13 protein-coding genes and 2 pseudogenes are annotated in these 16714 nt (G+C 60.3%); 9 read left to right on the top strand and 6 right to left on the bottom strand.

Annotated elements, in window-relative coordinates; translation table 11 throughout:
* Positions 1 to 191: 191 nt before the first annotated feature.
* From PU630_RS13090 to PU630_RS13070, 7 genes are all read left to right on the top strand, one after another.
* Entirely contained in the window at positions 192 to 1184 is a 993-nt protein-coding gene (locus tag PU630_RS13090) for a glycosyltransferase family 2 protein (RefSeq protein ID WP_275277503.1), read from the top strand.
* Positions 1181 to 2155 carry a glycosyltransferase family 2 protein gene (locus PU630_RS13085; RefSeq protein WP_275277502.1) on the top strand — a complete coding sequence of 325 codons (975 nt, stop codon included), beginning with the start codon at positions 1181 to 1183 and terminating at the stop codon, positions 2153 to 2155. Before PU630_RS13090 ends, PU630_RS13085 begins: the two co-directional genes overlap by 4 nt.
* A 379-nt stretch (positions 2156 to 2534) precedes the next feature.
* Positions 2535 to 3521 carry an O-antigen ligase family protein gene (locus tag PU630_RS13080; protein WP_428981956.1) on the top strand — a complete coding sequence of 329 codons (987 nt, stop codon included), beginning with the start codon at positions 2535 to 2537 and terminating at the stop codon, positions 3519 to 3521.
* A 245-nt stretch (positions 3522 to 3766) separates the two neighbouring features.
* On the top strand, positions 3767 to 4726 hold the full coding sequence (locus PU630_RS13075; RefSeq protein WP_275277500.1) for a glycosyltransferase: 960 nt from the start codon (positions 3767 to 3769) through the stop codon (positions 4724 to 4726).
* A complete protein-coding gene (locus PU630_RS17430; protein ID WP_428981955.1) occupies positions 4716 to 6203 on the top strand; it encodes a lipopolysaccharide biosynthesis protein in 1488 nt (495 codons plus the stop codon). Before PU630_RS13075 ends, PU630_RS17430 begins: the two co-directional genes overlap by 11 nt.
* Positions 6203 to 7102, top strand: coding sequence for a polysaccharide pyruvyl transferase family protein (locus PU630_RS17425; protein ID WP_428982008.1), 900 nt, complete (start codon positions 6203 to 6205; stop codon positions 7100 to 7102). Before PU630_RS17430 ends, PU630_RS17425 begins: the two co-directional genes overlap by 1 nt.
* A gap of 763 nt (positions 7103 to 7865) precedes the next feature.
* A complete protein-coding gene (locus PU630_RS13070; protein ID WP_275280105.1) occupies positions 7866 to 8360 on the top strand; it encodes a glycosyltransferase family 4 protein in 495 nt (164 codons plus the stop codon).
* A 50-nt stretch (positions 8361 to 8410) separates the two neighbouring features.
* Here the strand turns inward: PU630_RS13070 and PU630_RS17420 are convergent.
* Positions 8411 to 8965 (bottom strand): annotated as a pseudogene (locus PU630_RS17420) (IS1634 family transposase); the annotation flags it as partial.
* Between the two features lie 86 nt (positions 8966 to 9051).
* Positions 9052 to 9451 (bottom strand): annotated as a pseudogene (locus PU630_RS13060) (ISL3 family transposase); the annotation flags it as partial.
* A gap of 1045 nt (positions 9452 to 10496) precedes the next feature.
* On the opposite strand from PU630_RS13060, the gene PU630_RS17415 reads away from it, so the two are divergent.
* Positions 10497 to 10649, top strand: coding sequence for a hypothetical protein (locus PU630_RS17415; protein ID WP_428982007.1), 153 nt, complete (start codon positions 10497 to 10499; stop codon positions 10647 to 10649).
* Positions 10650 to 10810: 161 nt separating this feature from the next.
* On the opposite strand, the gene PU630_RS13055 is transcribed toward PU630_RS17415, so the two are convergent.
* The 4 genes from PU630_RS13055 to PU630_RS13040 form a co-directional block, all read right to left on the bottom strand.
* On the bottom strand, positions 10811 to 12163 hold the full coding sequence (locus tag PU630_RS13055; protein ID WP_275277498.1) for a UDP-glucose dehydrogenase family protein: 1353 nt from the start codon (positions 12161 to 12163) through the stop codon (positions 10811 to 10813).
* A 49-nt stretch (positions 12164 to 12212) separates the two neighbouring features.
* Positions 12213 to 13709 (bottom strand): sugar transferase, encoded by a 1497-nt coding sequence (locus PU630_RS13050; protein WP_275277497.1) that lies wholly within the window; start codon positions 13707 to 13709, stop codon positions 12213 to 12215.
* A gap of 275 nt (positions 13710 to 13984) precedes the next feature.
* A complete protein-coding gene (locus PU630_RS13045) occupies positions 13985 to 14890 on the bottom strand; it encodes a hypothetical protein (RefSeq protein ID WP_275277496.1) in 906 nt (301 codons plus the stop codon).
* A 125-nt stretch (positions 14891 to 15015) separates the two neighbouring features.
* Complete coding sequence (locus PU630_RS13040) at positions 15016 to 15681, bottom strand: arsenate reductase/protein-tyrosine-phosphatase family protein (RefSeq protein WP_275277495.1); 666 nt, start codon at positions 15679 to 15681, stop codon at positions 15016 to 15018.
* 19 nt (positions 15682 to 15700) lie between these two features.
* Here PU630_RS13040 and PU630_RS13035 point away from each other — a divergent pair, with 19 nt between their 5' ends.
* Positions 15701 to 16537 carry a CPBP family intramembrane glutamic endopeptidase gene (locus tag PU630_RS13035; RefSeq protein WP_275277494.1) on the top strand — a complete coding sequence of 279 codons (837 nt, stop codon included), beginning with the start codon at positions 15701 to 15703 and terminating at the stop codon, positions 16535 to 16537.
* Positions 16538 to 16714 lie beyond the last annotated feature (177 nt).

Below are 16714 nucleotides of genomic sequence, written 5' to 3'. Positions count from 1 at the left end.
TCAAGGAGCGCTTCGCCACTAACCTGCCCCGCGTCGCAGTCATCTACCCTGTCTTCCACCGGCGTCTTAGCAAGACCCTCAGCCTGCATGCTCATCGGTCGCTCCTCCAGAATCGGAGATGCACTGTTGAACGCACAGTCCCAGCGTCTCGGCACCCTCGGTGAACACGCTCCGTCCGAGGTATTTCCCATATGATTCATGCAGCAATGAAAATATCTGTCGTTATACCAACCACCGGTCGCAAGTCGCTGGCCCGCGCTGTTGCCAGCGTGTTCGCTCAAGAAGGCGCCCCGCCGGTGCAAGTCATCGTCGTCCCTGATGGCCCTGATGCACGTCGCGCGGTCGCTCCGGGGCTCGCCGCACGCCCCGACCTCGTCGTTCTCAACGTCGTTGAACGCATCGGGGGAGCGGCCTGCCGAAATCTGGGCGTGCAGGCAGCCGATGGCGAACTTGTCGCGTTCCTTGATGACGATGACGAGTGGTTGCCCACGAAGCTGAGGGATCAGGTCGCAGAGTTTGTGTCGCATGCCGAGGCTGCTTCTGAGCCCATAATTGGTTGCTTCTCCGTGCAGCGTGCAGAATCTAGCGAGATCGACAGCAGACCGGTACCGGCACGTGCACCGCAGCAGGGACAGCCTCTCCAAGACTATCTTTTTCTCAAACGCGGCATTCAGGTCGGACGGGCGAGCCTGTTCACTTCAACGCTCCTATTATCTCGACAACTAGCTGCGCGGGTTCCTTGGGACCCCTCGCTGGAACGCCACCAGGATTGGGACTGGCTGCTTCGCCTACAAGATGCTGGTAGCCATGTTTATCTCGCCAATTGTGTTGGCGCGCGGATCTTTGTCAATAGCAGCGCAAGTATCTCCGCGTCCAGCAACTGGCAACGTTCTCTCCGATGGGTCGACGACCACGGATCGAATTGGAACCCGATTACCAAGGCCGACTTCATTGCCGGCCAGCCGTTGCGCTACGCCTTGCAAGCCCGAGACTTAAAAGGCGTCGGGACTGTTCTCGCCCGCTTGTTGCGTTCTGGGCGGATGCCACACATCCAAACTGTAATGCTTGGTCTAGCAGGGATAGCTGGTCGTCAACACCTTCCTGCCCTTCTGCAGCGTTCCGGGCGTGTGCAGGCGAGGCAATCGAGTCGGTCCTCCCGCTTGGTTAGTGACTCGCAACAATGACGGCTCAGAGGCATGATGGCAGCGCACGCCGAGACCTGGCAGATCCGAGCTCTCGGACGACGCGGTCAGACGTGCAAACTCCCGGCACGTGCATCTGTATCGCCACCTACCGACGTCCCCTCCTATTAGCGCAGCTGCTGCAATCCGTTGCAGTCAGCGTTGAAGAGCGTACGGACGGGACGCCGTTACCGCGAGTCCTCGTGATCGATAACGACGGCTCCGCGTCCGCGAAGGAGATTGTACGGGCAGCGCCCATTATGTGCGACTACATACGTGAACCAAGACCAGGCATTGTGGCGGCGAGAAATGCGGCCCTCCGGAACCTCACCGACGCTGAACGCTGGGTTATCTTCGTTGATGACGACGAAGTGGTGAACCCGGACTGGTACAGCACGCTAATGGCGGCCCGGCGCCTTCGGGCAGCCATTGTCACTGGTCCCGTTGTTCCGCGGTTCTCGCCTGATACCCCCAAGTGGATCACGAGCGGTGGTTTTTTTCAACGCCCGCGCCGCCTAACTGGCGACGTCAACCCGCATCCCGCAACAAATAATGCTCTTGTAGATCGGACGTTCATAAAAAAACTGGCAAACCCCTGGTTTGATGAAGCCTACTCCATCACAGGCGGCAGTGATTCCGACTTCTTCGGAAGAATTGTCGCGAGCGGCGGGACTTCCGTCTGGTGTGACGAGGCTATAGTCAGTGAGGATATTCCTCAACAACGGGCCAATTTTCGGTGGATATTTCGCCGTAATGTCAGACTCGGAAACGTAACCCGCAGAGTGACACTACGCGATACGAACTCTCTGATGATTGTCATACTCGGAACCTCTCGATGCCTCCTGGGATTCTTCGAATGCACATTCGATCTCACTCGCGGAAGGGTCCGGCAACAATCTCTAGCACATTTTGCAAAGGGGATCGGGATGGTGCGATCCATATTCGGACACAACGTTTCCGAGTATCGAAGATGAGTTGCGTGTCCCTGCACCACATAGGCGTTGATATGGCATGAATAATGTTATGAAGATGGCGGCGCTTGTCGCATTCGCAATCCCCGTTCTCATATTAACGACTTCTGCTCGGCGCGGTCTGCAAGTTTCACTTGTAGTCTTACTCGTCGCGCTCGCACTCTATCCACAGCAGCTGACTGCCTCTGGTCCTATTCCTTACGCGGGCCTCAGTCAAGATCGTCCAGTAGTAGCCACTTACACCATCGCAATCGCACTCGCGATCGCTACCCTTGCATTTTACAAGCGGCTCCGACTTAGTCAGTCGTTCACGCCGTTTTTCGTGTATTGTATTTTTGCATTCGCGTTTGTGTGGCCCTGGGACAGTTTCACCCAAGCGGGCATGTTGCAACTAGGTATTGGCGTAGCGGCATGGGTGCTGGGCATCAGCGTCGCTTCCGTCGCGGACGTCCATCAAGCCACGCGACTGGTCCTCGCTACAACTGCGTTAGCAATCGTTGTTTGTCAACTGGTTTTCTCGGCTCTCCAACTTGTCGGCATAGATCCGTTCCCACTTCCGGCGGAGATAGCAACGCTAATGGGCAGCAGGGTTCATGGGACGCTAAATCACCCCAACAACTTGGGGAAGACTCTTGTTCTGCTAGCAGCTCTTGTACTTCCCTTGATCGACGATCCTTCGCGCCAGCTGCGAAAACTCAGTCTCCTCACCATCGCCGGGTGTGGTCTCGGCGTTGCGCTTACGCAGGGCCGAGCCAATATCGCTGCCTTCATAATCATGATCACAATACGGGTGATTGTGATGCGCGGAGTCGGCGCGGTCCAACGGCGTGTCGGCTTCTTCTTCCTACTTGCCGTCACGATCATGCCTTTTATTCCCGAGATCTCAGCACGTTTCCTAGAGGACCCCGGCGGTGGCTCGCGTGACCATTTCATGGAGCTCGCAATTTCTCAGTTTGAACGGACGCCATGGTGGGGGATCGGACCGAACGAGTATGTACATGTTATCGGTCAGTATGACGCGCTCACGGCGGGTGGCTTGCCAGTGCATAACAGTTACATGCTTGCGGTCGTCGAACTTGGCCTTGTTGGTGCGACTTTGATGCTATTTCCGCTTTTGGCAGCCATTGTTCGCTCGCTACGTGAATGCGGGCGCGACGGATATCGCGGACGCGCCGCAGCCTCCTCTGTTGCAATCGGCGTCGGGTTCGTGGCGATCGCGGCTACAGGTTGGGGGGCCCTTTCGGGAAGCATTCTTCCACTTTGGCTCTTCACACTGGCATTCTTGCGGCCCATGAAGGGACAAAAGTTGTCTTCCATTTCCCAACCTCAAACGCTAGCTGTGGGAGAACCTTCTCGCGGATGGGCGTGATGACTCGAAAGGGTAGCTTTCGTAAATGTTTATACGCGCGTCCTCCTGGCTCAGTGTCTACTAGCCAGCCAGCGGATTTATCCACTGGGAGGCAACGTGTTGTCTATTTTCCAGTGCACGATCCCGATTACCCTAGAAACAGATTGATTCGGGAACGCCTTGTCAAGGCGGGCTACGAAGTCCTCGTGGTGGACCGCGGGCACAGTGCTTTTGGACGTTCAACTCCCGGAAAACGCATACGAGCAGTGTTCGACCTCTTCAGGCTTGCTGGCACGGCCGATGTGATCGTGCTTTCGGAGTTGTCCAATCAGTACGCCGTTCTTGGTTGGATTGCAGCGCGCATCGGTCATTCGGTATACGTTGTCGACGGGTTCGTTGGACTTTATGAGACTCGTGTCTTGGATTGGCAGAAATATTCTGTGAATTCTCTGCGCGCACGGGTGCTACGACTTCTAGACAAAATCGCGGTCGTTCTGTCGTCGTATTACCTCGTTGACACAAACGTCCGTGCAGAACAGATCTTCGACTCCGGTGCTTGTAGAACGAGCGTTATAGCTTTGCCTGTTGGCGCGCCGGACTGGGCTGTGCCTGATGATTCTCCTGGCACTCTGAGCGCGAGGCAGGTTCGACTCCTTCAATATGGAAACTATGCGCCGCTTCACGGTGTGGACACTGTTATTGACGCGCTCGCGCAGGTGCGCTCGGCTGGCATAGATGCCCACCTTGTACTCGTGGGGGACGGCCCGCTGCGAGGCGTCATGGAAGAGCGGCTCCGCAGCTGTGGCTTGCTTAGGTATTGCACGCTGATAGACCGGGTCGCCGAAACGTCTCTTCCGAGCTTGATACACGCCTCGGACATCACGTTAGGTATCTTTGGGGTGTCAACCAAGGCAAGTTCAGTGATTGCAAACAAAGTGTGGCAGGGATTAGCCGCTGGCCGTCCGGTTATAACACGTACTAGCCCCGCACTCGCTGAAATCCGAGAGATCGCGGGGGCACAACTCATCGAGGTACCAGCTCAGAACCCACGCGCGCTCGCGGAGGCAATCATTCAGGCATGCCGCTCCGGAATGCCTCGTGCATATCAAGGAACCGCAGCGGCCCTAAGAGACTACGTAGATTTAGCATTCGATTCATTCCTTGAGCGGCTTAAGAGTAGTGTTTCTGCTCGCACACACATCGGGTACGCCGATTATGATGGATAGTCCGCCGCCGAGAGGCGGTTCGAACTCGCTTGGTTCCAAGGCAGCACGCGGCGCCGCCACCATGCTACTCGGACAACTGTCAAGGGTTGTTGTTCAAATGCTGAGCGTCGTCGTGCTCGGTCGACTATTGTCACCTTCGGACTTTGGCGTTCTCGCGATGGTTACTGCTGTGGTCGGTGTTGGCGGTCTTCTTCGAGATTTTGGGCTCGGTCAAGCGGCAATACAAGCAAAGTCAATTTCGACCGCACAGAAAAGCAACCTATTCTGGCTAAACAGCGCCGTCGGCTTATCGGTTGCGTTGATAGCGTTCTGGTGCGCGCCCTTGATCTCCTCGGTATATCGGATGGGCAGTCTCGCCCCTGTCGTGCAGGCATTATCCATCGTATTCCTTCTCGGAGGAATGGCTACCCAGTTTCGAGCTGAGCTAAGTCGGAATATGCAGTTCCGCCGGGTGATCATTAGCGAAGCGTCTGCTCAAGCAGTCGGAGTCTGCTTGGCTGTCGGACTCGCGGTCTTAGGCTTCGGATATTGGGCTTTGGTCGCGCAGCAATTGGCGGACGCAACTATCGTACTTATCCTATCGGCTGTGCTTTCGCGATGGTGGCCCCACAAGCCAAGCCGGCAGCCGATGTCCTTGTTCCTTAGATATGGCTGGGGTCTTCTTGGTACGCAGGTGATACTCTATATCAGCCAGAATATCGATTCCTTCCTGATTGGTCGCAGATATGGGGCGACCACACTTGGCGAATACAATAGGGCATTCCAGCTGTTAATGCTACCGCTTAATCAGATATCAGCGCCAGCGACAAAGGTTGCGCTACCGGTGCTATCGAGACTACGCGATGAACCAATCCGTTTTGATGACTTCTTGCTACGTGCGAACCTGCTCGTGGGTGGCACCGTTATCGTAGGTCTGTCATTCGCTGCGTCTCAATCGCATGCCCTTGTGCTCATTCTGTTGGGGCCTCAGTGGGGTAGTGCTGCTGATCTATTCAGACTTTTGGCTATTGCTGGCTGCTTCCAGGCGCTTAGCTATGCGGTTTTTTGGGTTTTTCTCGCGAGTGGCAAGACAACTTCGAACCTCAAGTTCACTCTGATCACTCGCTCCTGCGTGGCGATACTGGTAATCCTAGGGTCGCAGTATAGTGTTGAAGCGGTCGCCGTGGGCTATTCTCTTGGGCTCGCTCTGTCCTGGCCCAGCGGCCTGCTCTGGATTCGAAAGTGGGGCCCCGCTCGAAGACTCGCTATCCAAGGCTTTCGGTTGCTCGTCTACGGTTCATACGTAGCGGCCGCGTCGTATGCAACGTTACTGATCCCTGGTATTTCGAACCCTGTGGTGGAACTCCTTCTAGGAGGCTGCGGTGCGATAATTGCGCTCGTAATCGCCTTTTTCTTATTCCGCCCAATGAAAGTTGACACGCGAAGCATGGTACACACGTGGAATTTGCTCAAAGGCACGGGAAGGGCCGCTAATTGATGAATGTCGCCGCCTTCTGGTGGAGTCCAGCCCGCGACCTGAAGTTGCTGCGGAGGGAACTTCGGCGGAATCCAGGTACGTGGTTCCGATTAATAGCGAAGTCGAAGCAGCTCCCACGAAACTTCGGTGATGAGCTCACGCCATTTGTTCTTAGGCATTTGACGGGGCACAATGTGCGGTGGGCAGCTGCCGCTGAAGCGAGGTTCGTCGCAACCGGTTCGATCATCGAATATGTGGCTAAGCGCGCCCACAGAGGCCCAGTTGTGTGGGGGTCGGGACTTCGCGAGCCCTTAGCATCTACGCAGGAGCGGGATATGGTTCGATCGCGTTTAGGCAATATCGTGGCGGTCCGGGGACCGAATACACGGGACGCGCTTGGACTCCCGCTTGATACTCCGGTGGGCGACCCAGGCGTTCTCGCACCATCCTGGAAGCCGCGGCAGGGTAGCCGTCGGTCGGGCGTGGTGTATATCCCTCATTTCAGGAGTTGGTCAAGTCGAGCTGGCCGCGAGCATCTGCGGCGGGCACAAGCCTCGCATACGCTATCGGTGGTTCCTCCGACCCTTCCGTTGCGGCACGTCCTGGCGGAGATCTCGAACGCGGACCTGGTCGTTTCATCGAGTCTTCACGGCCTCATTTGCGCGCATTCTTATGGTACGCCGGCCATCTGGGTAGATATTCCGGGAGCTGGCAAAGAGCCACTTTTTAAATTTCGGGATTATTTTGATTCGTTAGCCGTCGGGCTAGATGTTTCTCCCATCGCTGCAGTCGAAGCCTTGCGTCTCCCGAATTCTGTCCGAGATATAGCGGCGGATAGAGCCTCTCGACTTCAGATGGCGACCGAGAGCGCAGCGGATCGACTGGCAGCTGCTTTGAAATCGATAGCAAGCGATCTATAGAGTCTGTAACGGAGATATGCGTTCCAATTATAGGGAAGAGATCACGGTCGACCATTCAGGCGAGGCGAGTATGAGGACGATGGTAGTGGTCGTTGGAATCGATATCCCGCGCTCTCCGTCGCCACACGCGGGAGGGCGCTACCTCGCGTACGTTCAGGACTATTTGCGCAGCGAGAACGCGCAATTTGTGTTCGTGGCGCCCCGCAGGGATGCGCAGCTGGCTACGGGCGCGGCCAATCCATCGGGACCGCACATATTTGTTGGTTCTCATGTGGCATTTGTTCGAAGGCTTGAAGTTAATCTCAAGAGGCTCTTATGGTATTTGTCGCCCACGTCTTCTGACTTTCGCTTAACACTGGCTCTATTGTTCTCGAGAGAGCTGCGGACCGTAATCAGGAGCGCGGACGTTATCGATTTTCAATGGACCGAGACGGGTAATTTGATCAACCGAGTGAAAAGGCTGAATCCCAGAGCTCGTATTGTAGCCACGTTTCACGACGTTCTACCACAGAAATATGAGCGCCGCGCGGAGATAACCGGAGGAAGAAGCAAGCGCTTCAATTTGCGGGCCGCAAAGCGCGCCATCCGCCTCACGCGTAAGATATGTGAGCTGTCGGACGCTGTCGCTGTACTGAGTGCGAAAGATGAAGCGCTGTTGCCCACGACTGGATGCGCAATTGTTGTGCCGCCGATAACACGCGAGGGTAGAGTCGAAAGCGACCGATGTTTGCGTAATAGGAGCGACGCTGTTTTCGTGGGTGCAATGCATCGACCTGAGAACGATACAGCCGCTGTACGGTTGATTGAACAAGTCTGGCCGATGGTCATTCAGAAAGTACCCGATGCACGTTTGCGAATTGTTGGAGCTAACCCCTCGGCGCATTTGATACAAGTAGCCGCGCGTGCTGTACGCGTCGAAGTATTGGGTTACGTGCAAAACATCGAAGCCGAGTACGATCGTTCGCTCGTGGCGTTCGCGACGCTCTGGTCGGGCGCGGGCGTCAAATTTAAGACGATAGATGCTTTGCTATCCGGTTGTGCAGTAATTGGCACCACAATCGGCGTGGAGGGGATCGGAGATGAGTCCTGGTTCTGGAGTGTCTCAAATAGTCCCGAGGCCTTAGCAGAGGCCACGATCGACGCATTTTGTAACCCTGAGGAAGCGAGGAAGCTCGCATCAGCCTCGGCCGAAGTGGCTCGTGGGTTTTATGCGCAGAAGGCGCAATATGCAGCGATGGCGGAACTCTACGACTTGTAAGCAGAGGTCGGCATGCCACTCCTGAGTCGTACCAATTTAGTGCGCATCGATTAGGTGCGGAGCGTGGTGAGGATGTCGACGGCCTCGCATTCGGGCGGGGTGGCCGCGACGTGTTGCTGTCCGCTGATGCTGATGGTCATGTCGCGGAGCGGCCGGAGGGTGCGGATGATGCGATTGACGCTGATACCGGTCCGATTCTGCAGGTACCGGGCGATCGCGAGGGCGCAGAACGCGATCGTCAAGTGCGCTTCGATCGAGTCTCGCTGATGGTGGAACATCGGTCGCGCTTTGAAGGCGCTCTTGGCCATCCGGAACGAGGCTTCCACCTGGAACAGGTCGTGGTACGCGGCGACGACGCCCTTCCCGTCGAGCACGGCGGCGAGGATGTTGGTGATGTAGCCTTTCAGACCCAGCCAGGTGCGGACCTTCTCGATCTGTGCTCAGTTCACCGCGGTGGCGGACCCATCCATGGTCACGAACCGGTCCTTCTTGACCGGTCTGGTCCCGTCAGCGACACGTTCGGCGCGTTCGATCTGCTTGTTCAGCGTGATGTTGTGGCGTTTCTCCCGTTTCCATGAGTACTGCCACACCACTCGCCTCTGGCGTGGTTTATTGGTGGGTTGAGCGCGTCGGTGGCTGGGTAGGGGTCGAGGTCTCCCGGCTGATGGAAGTTCTTCACGCTTGCCATCCCGAGCACTGCAGTGTTCGCGGCGTTCCAGGACACCCTGGGGGCCCGCGGCGACACGGGTCACGGTGAGGTGATCGATGACGATGCCCCGCAGCGCCCACTCCAACCCGAGGCGGGAGATCTTCGCCCGTGGCGCGGCGGCACGGGTCATGTCCTGCCGCCACGTCCGCCGGCAGTGCGCGCACCGGTACCGGCGCACCCGCACCAGCAGCATGGTCGGGCGGTGCCCGAACGGCTCCTGCGCGAGCCGACGCACCACCGTGCCCCTCGGCACGCCCCCGCCGCCGCACTTCCGACACCACGGATCAGTCTCCACCGGCCGGCACTCGATCGTCGCCCGGTCGGGCTCGATCAACTGGCCGATGGCAACGAGACCAAGCTGGTCGAGGCGGCAGAACGTCATCAGGTCCGGGGTCGCAAGAGTAGGGTGGAGCACGTCGAGATCCTTCGGGATGGCAAGCGTGAAGAACTTCCATTATCCGGGAAACCTCGACCCCTACCCAGCCACCGACGCGCTCAACCGACTACACCCTCGTTCGTGAAGAGCCGTATCAGCGTCTCTGAGCACCACCGGCATTGCGGTTGGGTGCCCCTCACTCATCGCAGCGATCGCCCCGGTCGGCGCCACTCATCTTCGGCGTCAGCACCACCCGATTCATCGTCGCCGATGGCGTCACGCAAGCGGGCACCGTGCTGGCATGAGGAGGACCAAGGCTTCGTCTTGCGCTACCGCGGGCAGGCGCTGCCTGCCCTTGCCGTCGGCTTCGTCGGCTGCTGATCGGTCAGGACGAGGTCGTCTGTCAACGGCGGCCAGATGCGGCCCATCGCCAGGTCTCGCGACCTACTCATCGCCACTGGCGCCCAACGGCAATACTGGATGGCGCCGATTCGCAGTATCACTGGTGCTCAAGGGTAATATCCGGTGGCGCTGCAGGGGGCGAATACTCAACAGGACGAAGCCGCAGACGCCGCTGCCGTGAACGAGGCTCCTGCAGGGAAGACGCAACGGAACTTCACGGATCCGCAGTCGCGGATCATGAAAATGAATGACGGGTTCGCGTATGCGTATAACGCGCAGGCGATCGCTGATGACACCAGTCAGGTCGTCGTCGCTGTGGATGTCACCCAGCACGCCACCCACGTGCAGCAGATGGCGCCGATGCACGAGGTCATGACCGGCCAGCTTCGGGCCGCGGGTATCACCAAGACCCGGATGTGTTCCTCGCTGGTGCGGGCTACTGCTCGACCCAGAACCTCACCACTGCCGAGGAGTTCGACGGAACCGCGCTGTTTGCGACCGGACGGGAACGCACGGGAGAGATGTTCCCGGGCCCTGACGGTCCTCTTCCCGAGGATGCCTCACCACGTCAGCGTATGGCGCACGTGCTGCGTCAGGCCGAGCGCATTACGCGCGCCGGGAAGCGATCATCGAGCCCGTGTTCGGACAGATGAAAACACGGCAGAACGCGGGGAAGCTGCGACTGCGGGGCTTGGCCGCAGGCAGGAGCGAGTGGGTGCTCCACGCGCTCTGCCACAACCTCCGCAAGCTCCGTATCGCCACGACCTCGGGCGGTATGACCACGAGCATCCCGGCAGTGTAAAGGCCACCGCACCGTTCCACTGCCGGCCCGCAGTAGCGGCAAGAGACCACCACGACGGACTCGAAGACCCATACCGATCAAGCAGCACGCACACACGGTGGATCTCAGCCCACGACCATCAATACGCAGCGCGGCACGACCACCAATTCAGACCCACGCACCTAGGGGCGACCCATTCCGAAGTACGTCCAACCTGCTGCACGCCACGCGACCGGGTCAAGGCAGTTGCGGCCATCGACGATAACCTTCTCTCGTACGAGAGACGCGGCATGGGAGGGCGACATCTGGTGACGATATTCGTCCCACTCCGTGACGACGAGGATGGCATCTGCGCCCCGGAGGGCCTCGTCACGATCGGACGTGTACGTGAGTTGTGGATGCAGTTGCGCGGCATTCTCGAGCGCCTGTGGGTCCGTTACCACCACGTCGGCGCCGAAGCCCTTCAACCGTGCTGCGACGTCGAGCGCTGGTGAATCGCGAACATCGTCGCTATGTGGTTTGAACGCAGCTCCGAGCACGGCGACTTTTTTCTCGAAGACCCCGTCCTCAAAGGCATCGACAACGAGTTGCACAGCGCGGTCGCGGCGCCGAAGGTTGATGGCGTCCATTTCACGCAGGAACTGCACGGACTCAGTACGCCCGAGTTCCTCAGCCCGTGCGGAGAATGCGCGGATATCCTTCGGCAGACAGCCGCCGCCGAAGCCGATCCCCGCCCCCAAGAAGCGGCGGCCGATGCGCGCGTCATATCCGATGGCATCGGCGAGCTGCGTTACGTCGGCGCCCGTGGCCTCTGCGATCTCTGCCATCGCGTTGATAAAGGAGATCTTCGTTGCCAGGAAGGCGTTTGCGGAGACCTTGACGAGCTCGGCAGTGGCGTAATCGGTGACGATGAACGGCGTATTCTTGGCAATGGCCGTGTGGTAGACCTCTTTCATCGTTTGCACGATATTTGGGGTGGGGCAAACCTCGGAACCTTCGGCGGAAACGATTGCGCCCTCTGTGCTTCCCCCTGGGACACCGACTACGAGCCGGTCGGGATCAACGGTATCTTCAACAGCCCAGCCCTCGCGAAGGAACTCCGGGTTCCAGATCAGCGTTGCTCCTGTCGGCTCAATGAGCGACGCGAGGCGTGAAGCCGTGCCTACAGGGACTGTTGATTTTCCCGCAACGATGTCCCCGCGCCGCAGATGTGGAATAAGCGTGTCCACCGCCGCCTCGACGAACGATAAGTCTGCGGCATACCCGCTTGCCTGCTGGGGTGTACCTACGGCCAAGAAGTGCACCCGCGCTCCAGCAGCGCACACCATATCTGTCGAGAACGTTAATCTGCCAGAATTGACGCCGCGCGTAAGTATTTCTGGCAACCCGGGCTCGAAGAATGGTGCTTCGCCGCGCTTAAGAGTGGAAATCTTGTTCTCATCAACGTCGATCCCTACGACCTCGTGGCCGATCGAGGCCATGGCGGCGGCGTGAACCGCGCCAAGGTAACCGCAGCCGATGACAGAAATGCGCAAAGCAATACCTACTCTCGAGTTGAAATAGAGCTACTGAAGTTCCAGTCGCTTAGATTGCCGTGGACCCTGGACGCAGAGCCGCCCGTATGGTCCGAAGTAGGATCATAATGTCGCCTGTAAGCGTCCAGTTTTCGACGTAATACAGGTCGAGCTTGACGGCATCTTCCCATGCAAGCTCAGATCGCCCGCTCACTTGCCACAGCCCTGTGATCCCGGGGCGAGTCAGCAGCCGCCGTTTCGCCGCGTTTGAATAGAGCGCAACTTCCGCGGCGATCTGGGGTCGTGGACCAACGAGGCTCATAGAGCCGTCGAGAACATTGAAAAACTGTGGCAGCTCATCAAGTGAGTACTTGCGGATGAATCGGCCGATCGGTGTGATTCGCGGATCGTTCTTGACCTTGAAGAGCGGCTGCTGCTCCGTGCCCTGGGCTCTGAGTAGTGACTGCAGTTCATGCTCGGAGCCGATACGCATTGAGCGGAATTTGAGCATCGTGAAGGGGGCACCACGGCGGCCTATGCGTTCATGAGAGAAGAAGACAGGGCCTGGACTCGTGAACCTGACGGCGAGCGCGACGACCAGTAGCACTGGGGAGAGCAAGATTATGAGGAGCGCGGCGACAACAATGTCGAACGTGCGCTTCACCACGCGCTGTCCCCTCGAGAACTGGGGTGTCTCGACGTGCAGGAGGGGTAGTCCTGCAATGGGACGGGAATGGATGCGCGGACCCGCAATGTCGGTGAGGCTTGGTGCCAATACAAGGTGCTGCTTGCCTGCTTCAAGCTCCCACGAGATCTCTTTGAGGCGCTTCGGCGGAAGGTCGCCTGTACTGGTGACTGCGAGGGTGTCAGCCTGCACAGCGGCCATAGCGTCCGTGATCGTCGACATATCTCCGACAATCGGCGTGCCGTCGATATCTTCGTCGGGTTTGGGTCTGACGACGCAAGCGCCGACGACTGCATAACCTGCGCCGAGGTTGCGCCGCAGTTCCCGCGCGATTTGCGCAACCGAATCGCGGGATCCTACGAGGAGGACGCGCGCGGCGTACTCGCCGGAAGCGCGCTTCGCTATCAGCCATTGCCGCCACATCCAGCGGACGAGGACAAGTACTCCGATACCCGTGGGGAGGCTAATAAGGAGGTAACCGCGGGCGATGTCCACGCGCGCGAGAAAAGCAATGATCGCGATGCCTCCGAACAGCAGCATACTCGAATTGACGATGCGTACATATTCACTATTTCCAGCGCCCATGACTCGATCGCTGCGTGAGTCGTTCAGCGCGAGAACCCACATCCACACGACAACAAGGAATGCGGAGAATTTCCAGTAAGAGAGTGAATCAAAGTGTTGTTCAGCTCGAAAAGCCAGTGACGCGGGGCCGAGCCCCAACCAAACAATTTGTGTGCCGAAGACCACCCAGATCAGAGCGAGGAAGTCGGTGATCATCACACGGCGTGCGAGACGTCGGCGCCAGTCGAAGGTCGTGGTTCGCGGAGCCGTCTCGGCCTCCGCTGCCACTGCACCTGCCGCATGCGCTTCGGACACCACGTGACGCTCCTCTGAATTCTTCGGTTCGCGCCGATCAGGCCTGTGTGAGAGAACAGGCCGACTGTCAGTGGTCAGTTCAGCGCTAAACAGTGAATACCGCCAGCCCCCATGGGCGGACGCAAAGTCTATGAGGTGATTCTAATGGAAGGCTCGGACGCTTGTGGCCAGATGCCTCAGTATTTCGGACGGGATGGTGTTAGCGCCTGGCAGCGGCGTTTCGTCTCGGCGCCTGTGGCGCCCCGCTCAACGGCCTGAGGCTCAACGACCTCACGCCCCTACGGCTTCACCAGGATCACTGCGTCGGCCGACCAGACAAATGTACCGAAGCTGGAGGGGCCGATGGCGATGGTGCCCTTGGCGGTGGCGTCGGCGGCGCAGCCGGCCGACTCGCTCTTGGCGGGGTCGGCATCGGCCAGACGCGTGACGGCGATGCCCTCGCAATCCTTCTCGCCCACGCTCGCCACGTAGAGATCTCCGCTGAACACGGCCACGGCGAGAGCGTTCTTCTGGGGCAGCGGCACCCACTCGTCTGCTGACCGCTCGTATGCAGTGCCATCGCAGATCACGGCCTCGATGTCGCCGGCTGCGCGCAGCCCGTGTGCGTCGTCGCAAGGGGCGGCATAGTAGCCATCGGGGGAGATGACCTTCGCCGCATCGGTGAAGGAGAGGTAATGAGCATCGTCGATGACGGCATCGAAGGGCTCCCAGAACCTGCCGTCGGTGAACGTGCGTATGCCGGTCGGGGTGCAGTCGTCACCCAGCTCGGTGACCATCGCGGCGGCGTGCGCGGCGATCTGATCGAGCGACGCGACCTGCGCGATGTCTCGATAGTGCGGTGTCACGTCGGTCCACGTCTGTCCCCGGTCGGTGGAGCGCTCGACGACCGGTTCGGTCTTGCCGCACTGGCCGGCCGTCGCGCGCCATAAAGCGTCGGGGGCCACGGCGAAGAAGCGCTCGGCGGCCCGATCGATCGGCGTATGCGTGGGAGTCGGCGTGGCGGTAGGGGTGGCCGACGGGGAAGCGTCAGTGAACGAGGGGAGCGGCGCTGCCGTGCCCGACGCCGCTGCCGCGTGATTGCGCAGGACCGCCGCGATGACGAGTGCCACGGCGACGACGGCGACGACCACCAGACCGGCGATCGTCCAGCCGCGCGAAATCGGCTCGCGACGGTATTTCGTCATGGCGCGTGCGTGCTCCCCCGCTTGAACCCACCCTGGCCCGCCTCCCATAGACGGGGGTCAGAAACAGCATCATCTTGCCATAGAGCGGGTATCGGCGCTTCGTCTCGGCGCCTTTGGCGCCTCGCTCAACGACCCAGGGCGGGCGAGGGCCCGGCGGCGAGGCGGGCGACGCGGATCACTTCGGCGAGGGCGGGCGCCAGTTGCGCGGCCGACTCCTGGTAAACCTTCCACGGGCGGCCGTAAGGGTCGATGACGTCGTCGTCCGTCGGGTCTGCGGGCGCTGGTGCGATGCCGCGCCGGGTGGAGACCAGCGCGGCTGCCGCGCGCATGCGGGCCGCGGCATCCGCCCCCGCCTCATCGGCCGCCGACCGGAGGTCGTCGTCGGAGACGCCCGCCGCCAACCGGGCGAACTCGCGCACCGTGAACGAGGTGCGCAGCCGCGCGGGCGCGAGCTCGGCGACCATGCGGCGGTGCTCGCGCGTCATGGTGAGGATGAGATCGGGCGTCAGCAGATGCAGCTCGAGTAGGTAGCGCGAGCGGTGCGCCGCCGCGACTTCGGGCGGCACCCCGAGGGCGACTGCGAGGGTCTGTGCCTCAGCCGTCATCGCCGCGTCGTCGAGCCCGCGCGTGCCCGCGCTTGTCACACGAGCGTCGAGATCGGCCAGCCGCGTCTGCAGCACGACCGCGGCCAGCGGCGACCGGCAGATGTTGCCGGTGCAGACGGTGAGGATCTCGATCAGAACGCACCTCCGGGCCGAACGGGAGAGCCCGCGACGAACGAAACAGCGCACGGGCGGGTATCTTTGGCCCGTGCCCGACCACTCTAGCGACGACCTCAACGCGATCTTCGCCGCCGCGCCCCCGCCGCGTTCCGACGCAGCAGTGGCGGTCGATGAGCGTCCGCTGCCCGACGAAGACCCGTCGCCGCGTCGCCGACGCAAGCGCGGCCCCCGCCGTACCGACTGGCGCATGGGTGGGCGCTCCGTACTGCGTTGGCGCGAGGGGCTGATCGCCTGGGCGTGCATCTGCCTGGGCGCCGGCGTGCTCGCCGGTGTCGGCGCGCAGCTGGCCCTGCCAGGCGAGCTCGGCTCTGCCGTCGCTATGGTGCTGCTGTGGATCGGGATGCTGGTGCCCGTCGTCGTCGCTCTGATGCGCTCGCGGCCCATCAGGCTCTTCCGCTTTCGCGGCGTCGACGTTCTCTACGGACTCGTGATCGGCGTGGCGCTGCGTATCGCGCAGGGCTGGCTGACGACCGCGACCGGCGGCAGCGGCGCCCTGCCTTCGTACCCGTCGTTGTCGGGCGGGTGGGCGTTCACCGACCTGTTCGGGCCGGTCGTCGTCTCGCCAGTCGTGGAGGAGTTCTTCTTCCGCGCCGTGGTGCTCGTGGCGGTGTACACCGCGCTGCGCCGGCCGGTCGGCAAGGTCGCTGCCGGCGTCGCCGCGGGGCTGGTGAGCACCGCGCTGTTCGTCTTCGCACACAGCATCAGCCCGATCGGCCCCGGCGACGCGATAGCGCTCGGCCTCGTCGGCGTGGTCACCGCGGCGATTGTTCTGCTGAGCGGACGCATCTGGGGCGCCGTGCTCGTGCATTTCGTCTACAACGTGTCGTTCGTCGTGCTGGCATTGGCGGGGACGTACCTGGGCTAGCGAAGTCTTGACTCACTTCGTTCGCTCAACGTACGGGCTCATTGCACTCAACGGCGGGCGGGAGAAGCGCTCTGAACGGATCGTGAGAAAAGGGTAGCGACGGGCTGTGAGATTGCTGTAGTGTCATACGCGTCGTGTCGGCTGACTGGGGTGAAGACGCGCACTAGGACAACTGAA

The sequence above is a fragment of the Microbacterium horticulturae genome (genome assembly GCF_029094505.1).
Lineage (GTDB): Bacteria > Actinomycetota > Actinomycetes > Actinomycetales > Microbacteriaceae > Microbacterium > Microbacterium horticulturae.
The sequence above is the reverse complement of the archived record's forward strand: the minus strand, read 5'-3'. Positions and strand labels throughout refer to the sequence as shown.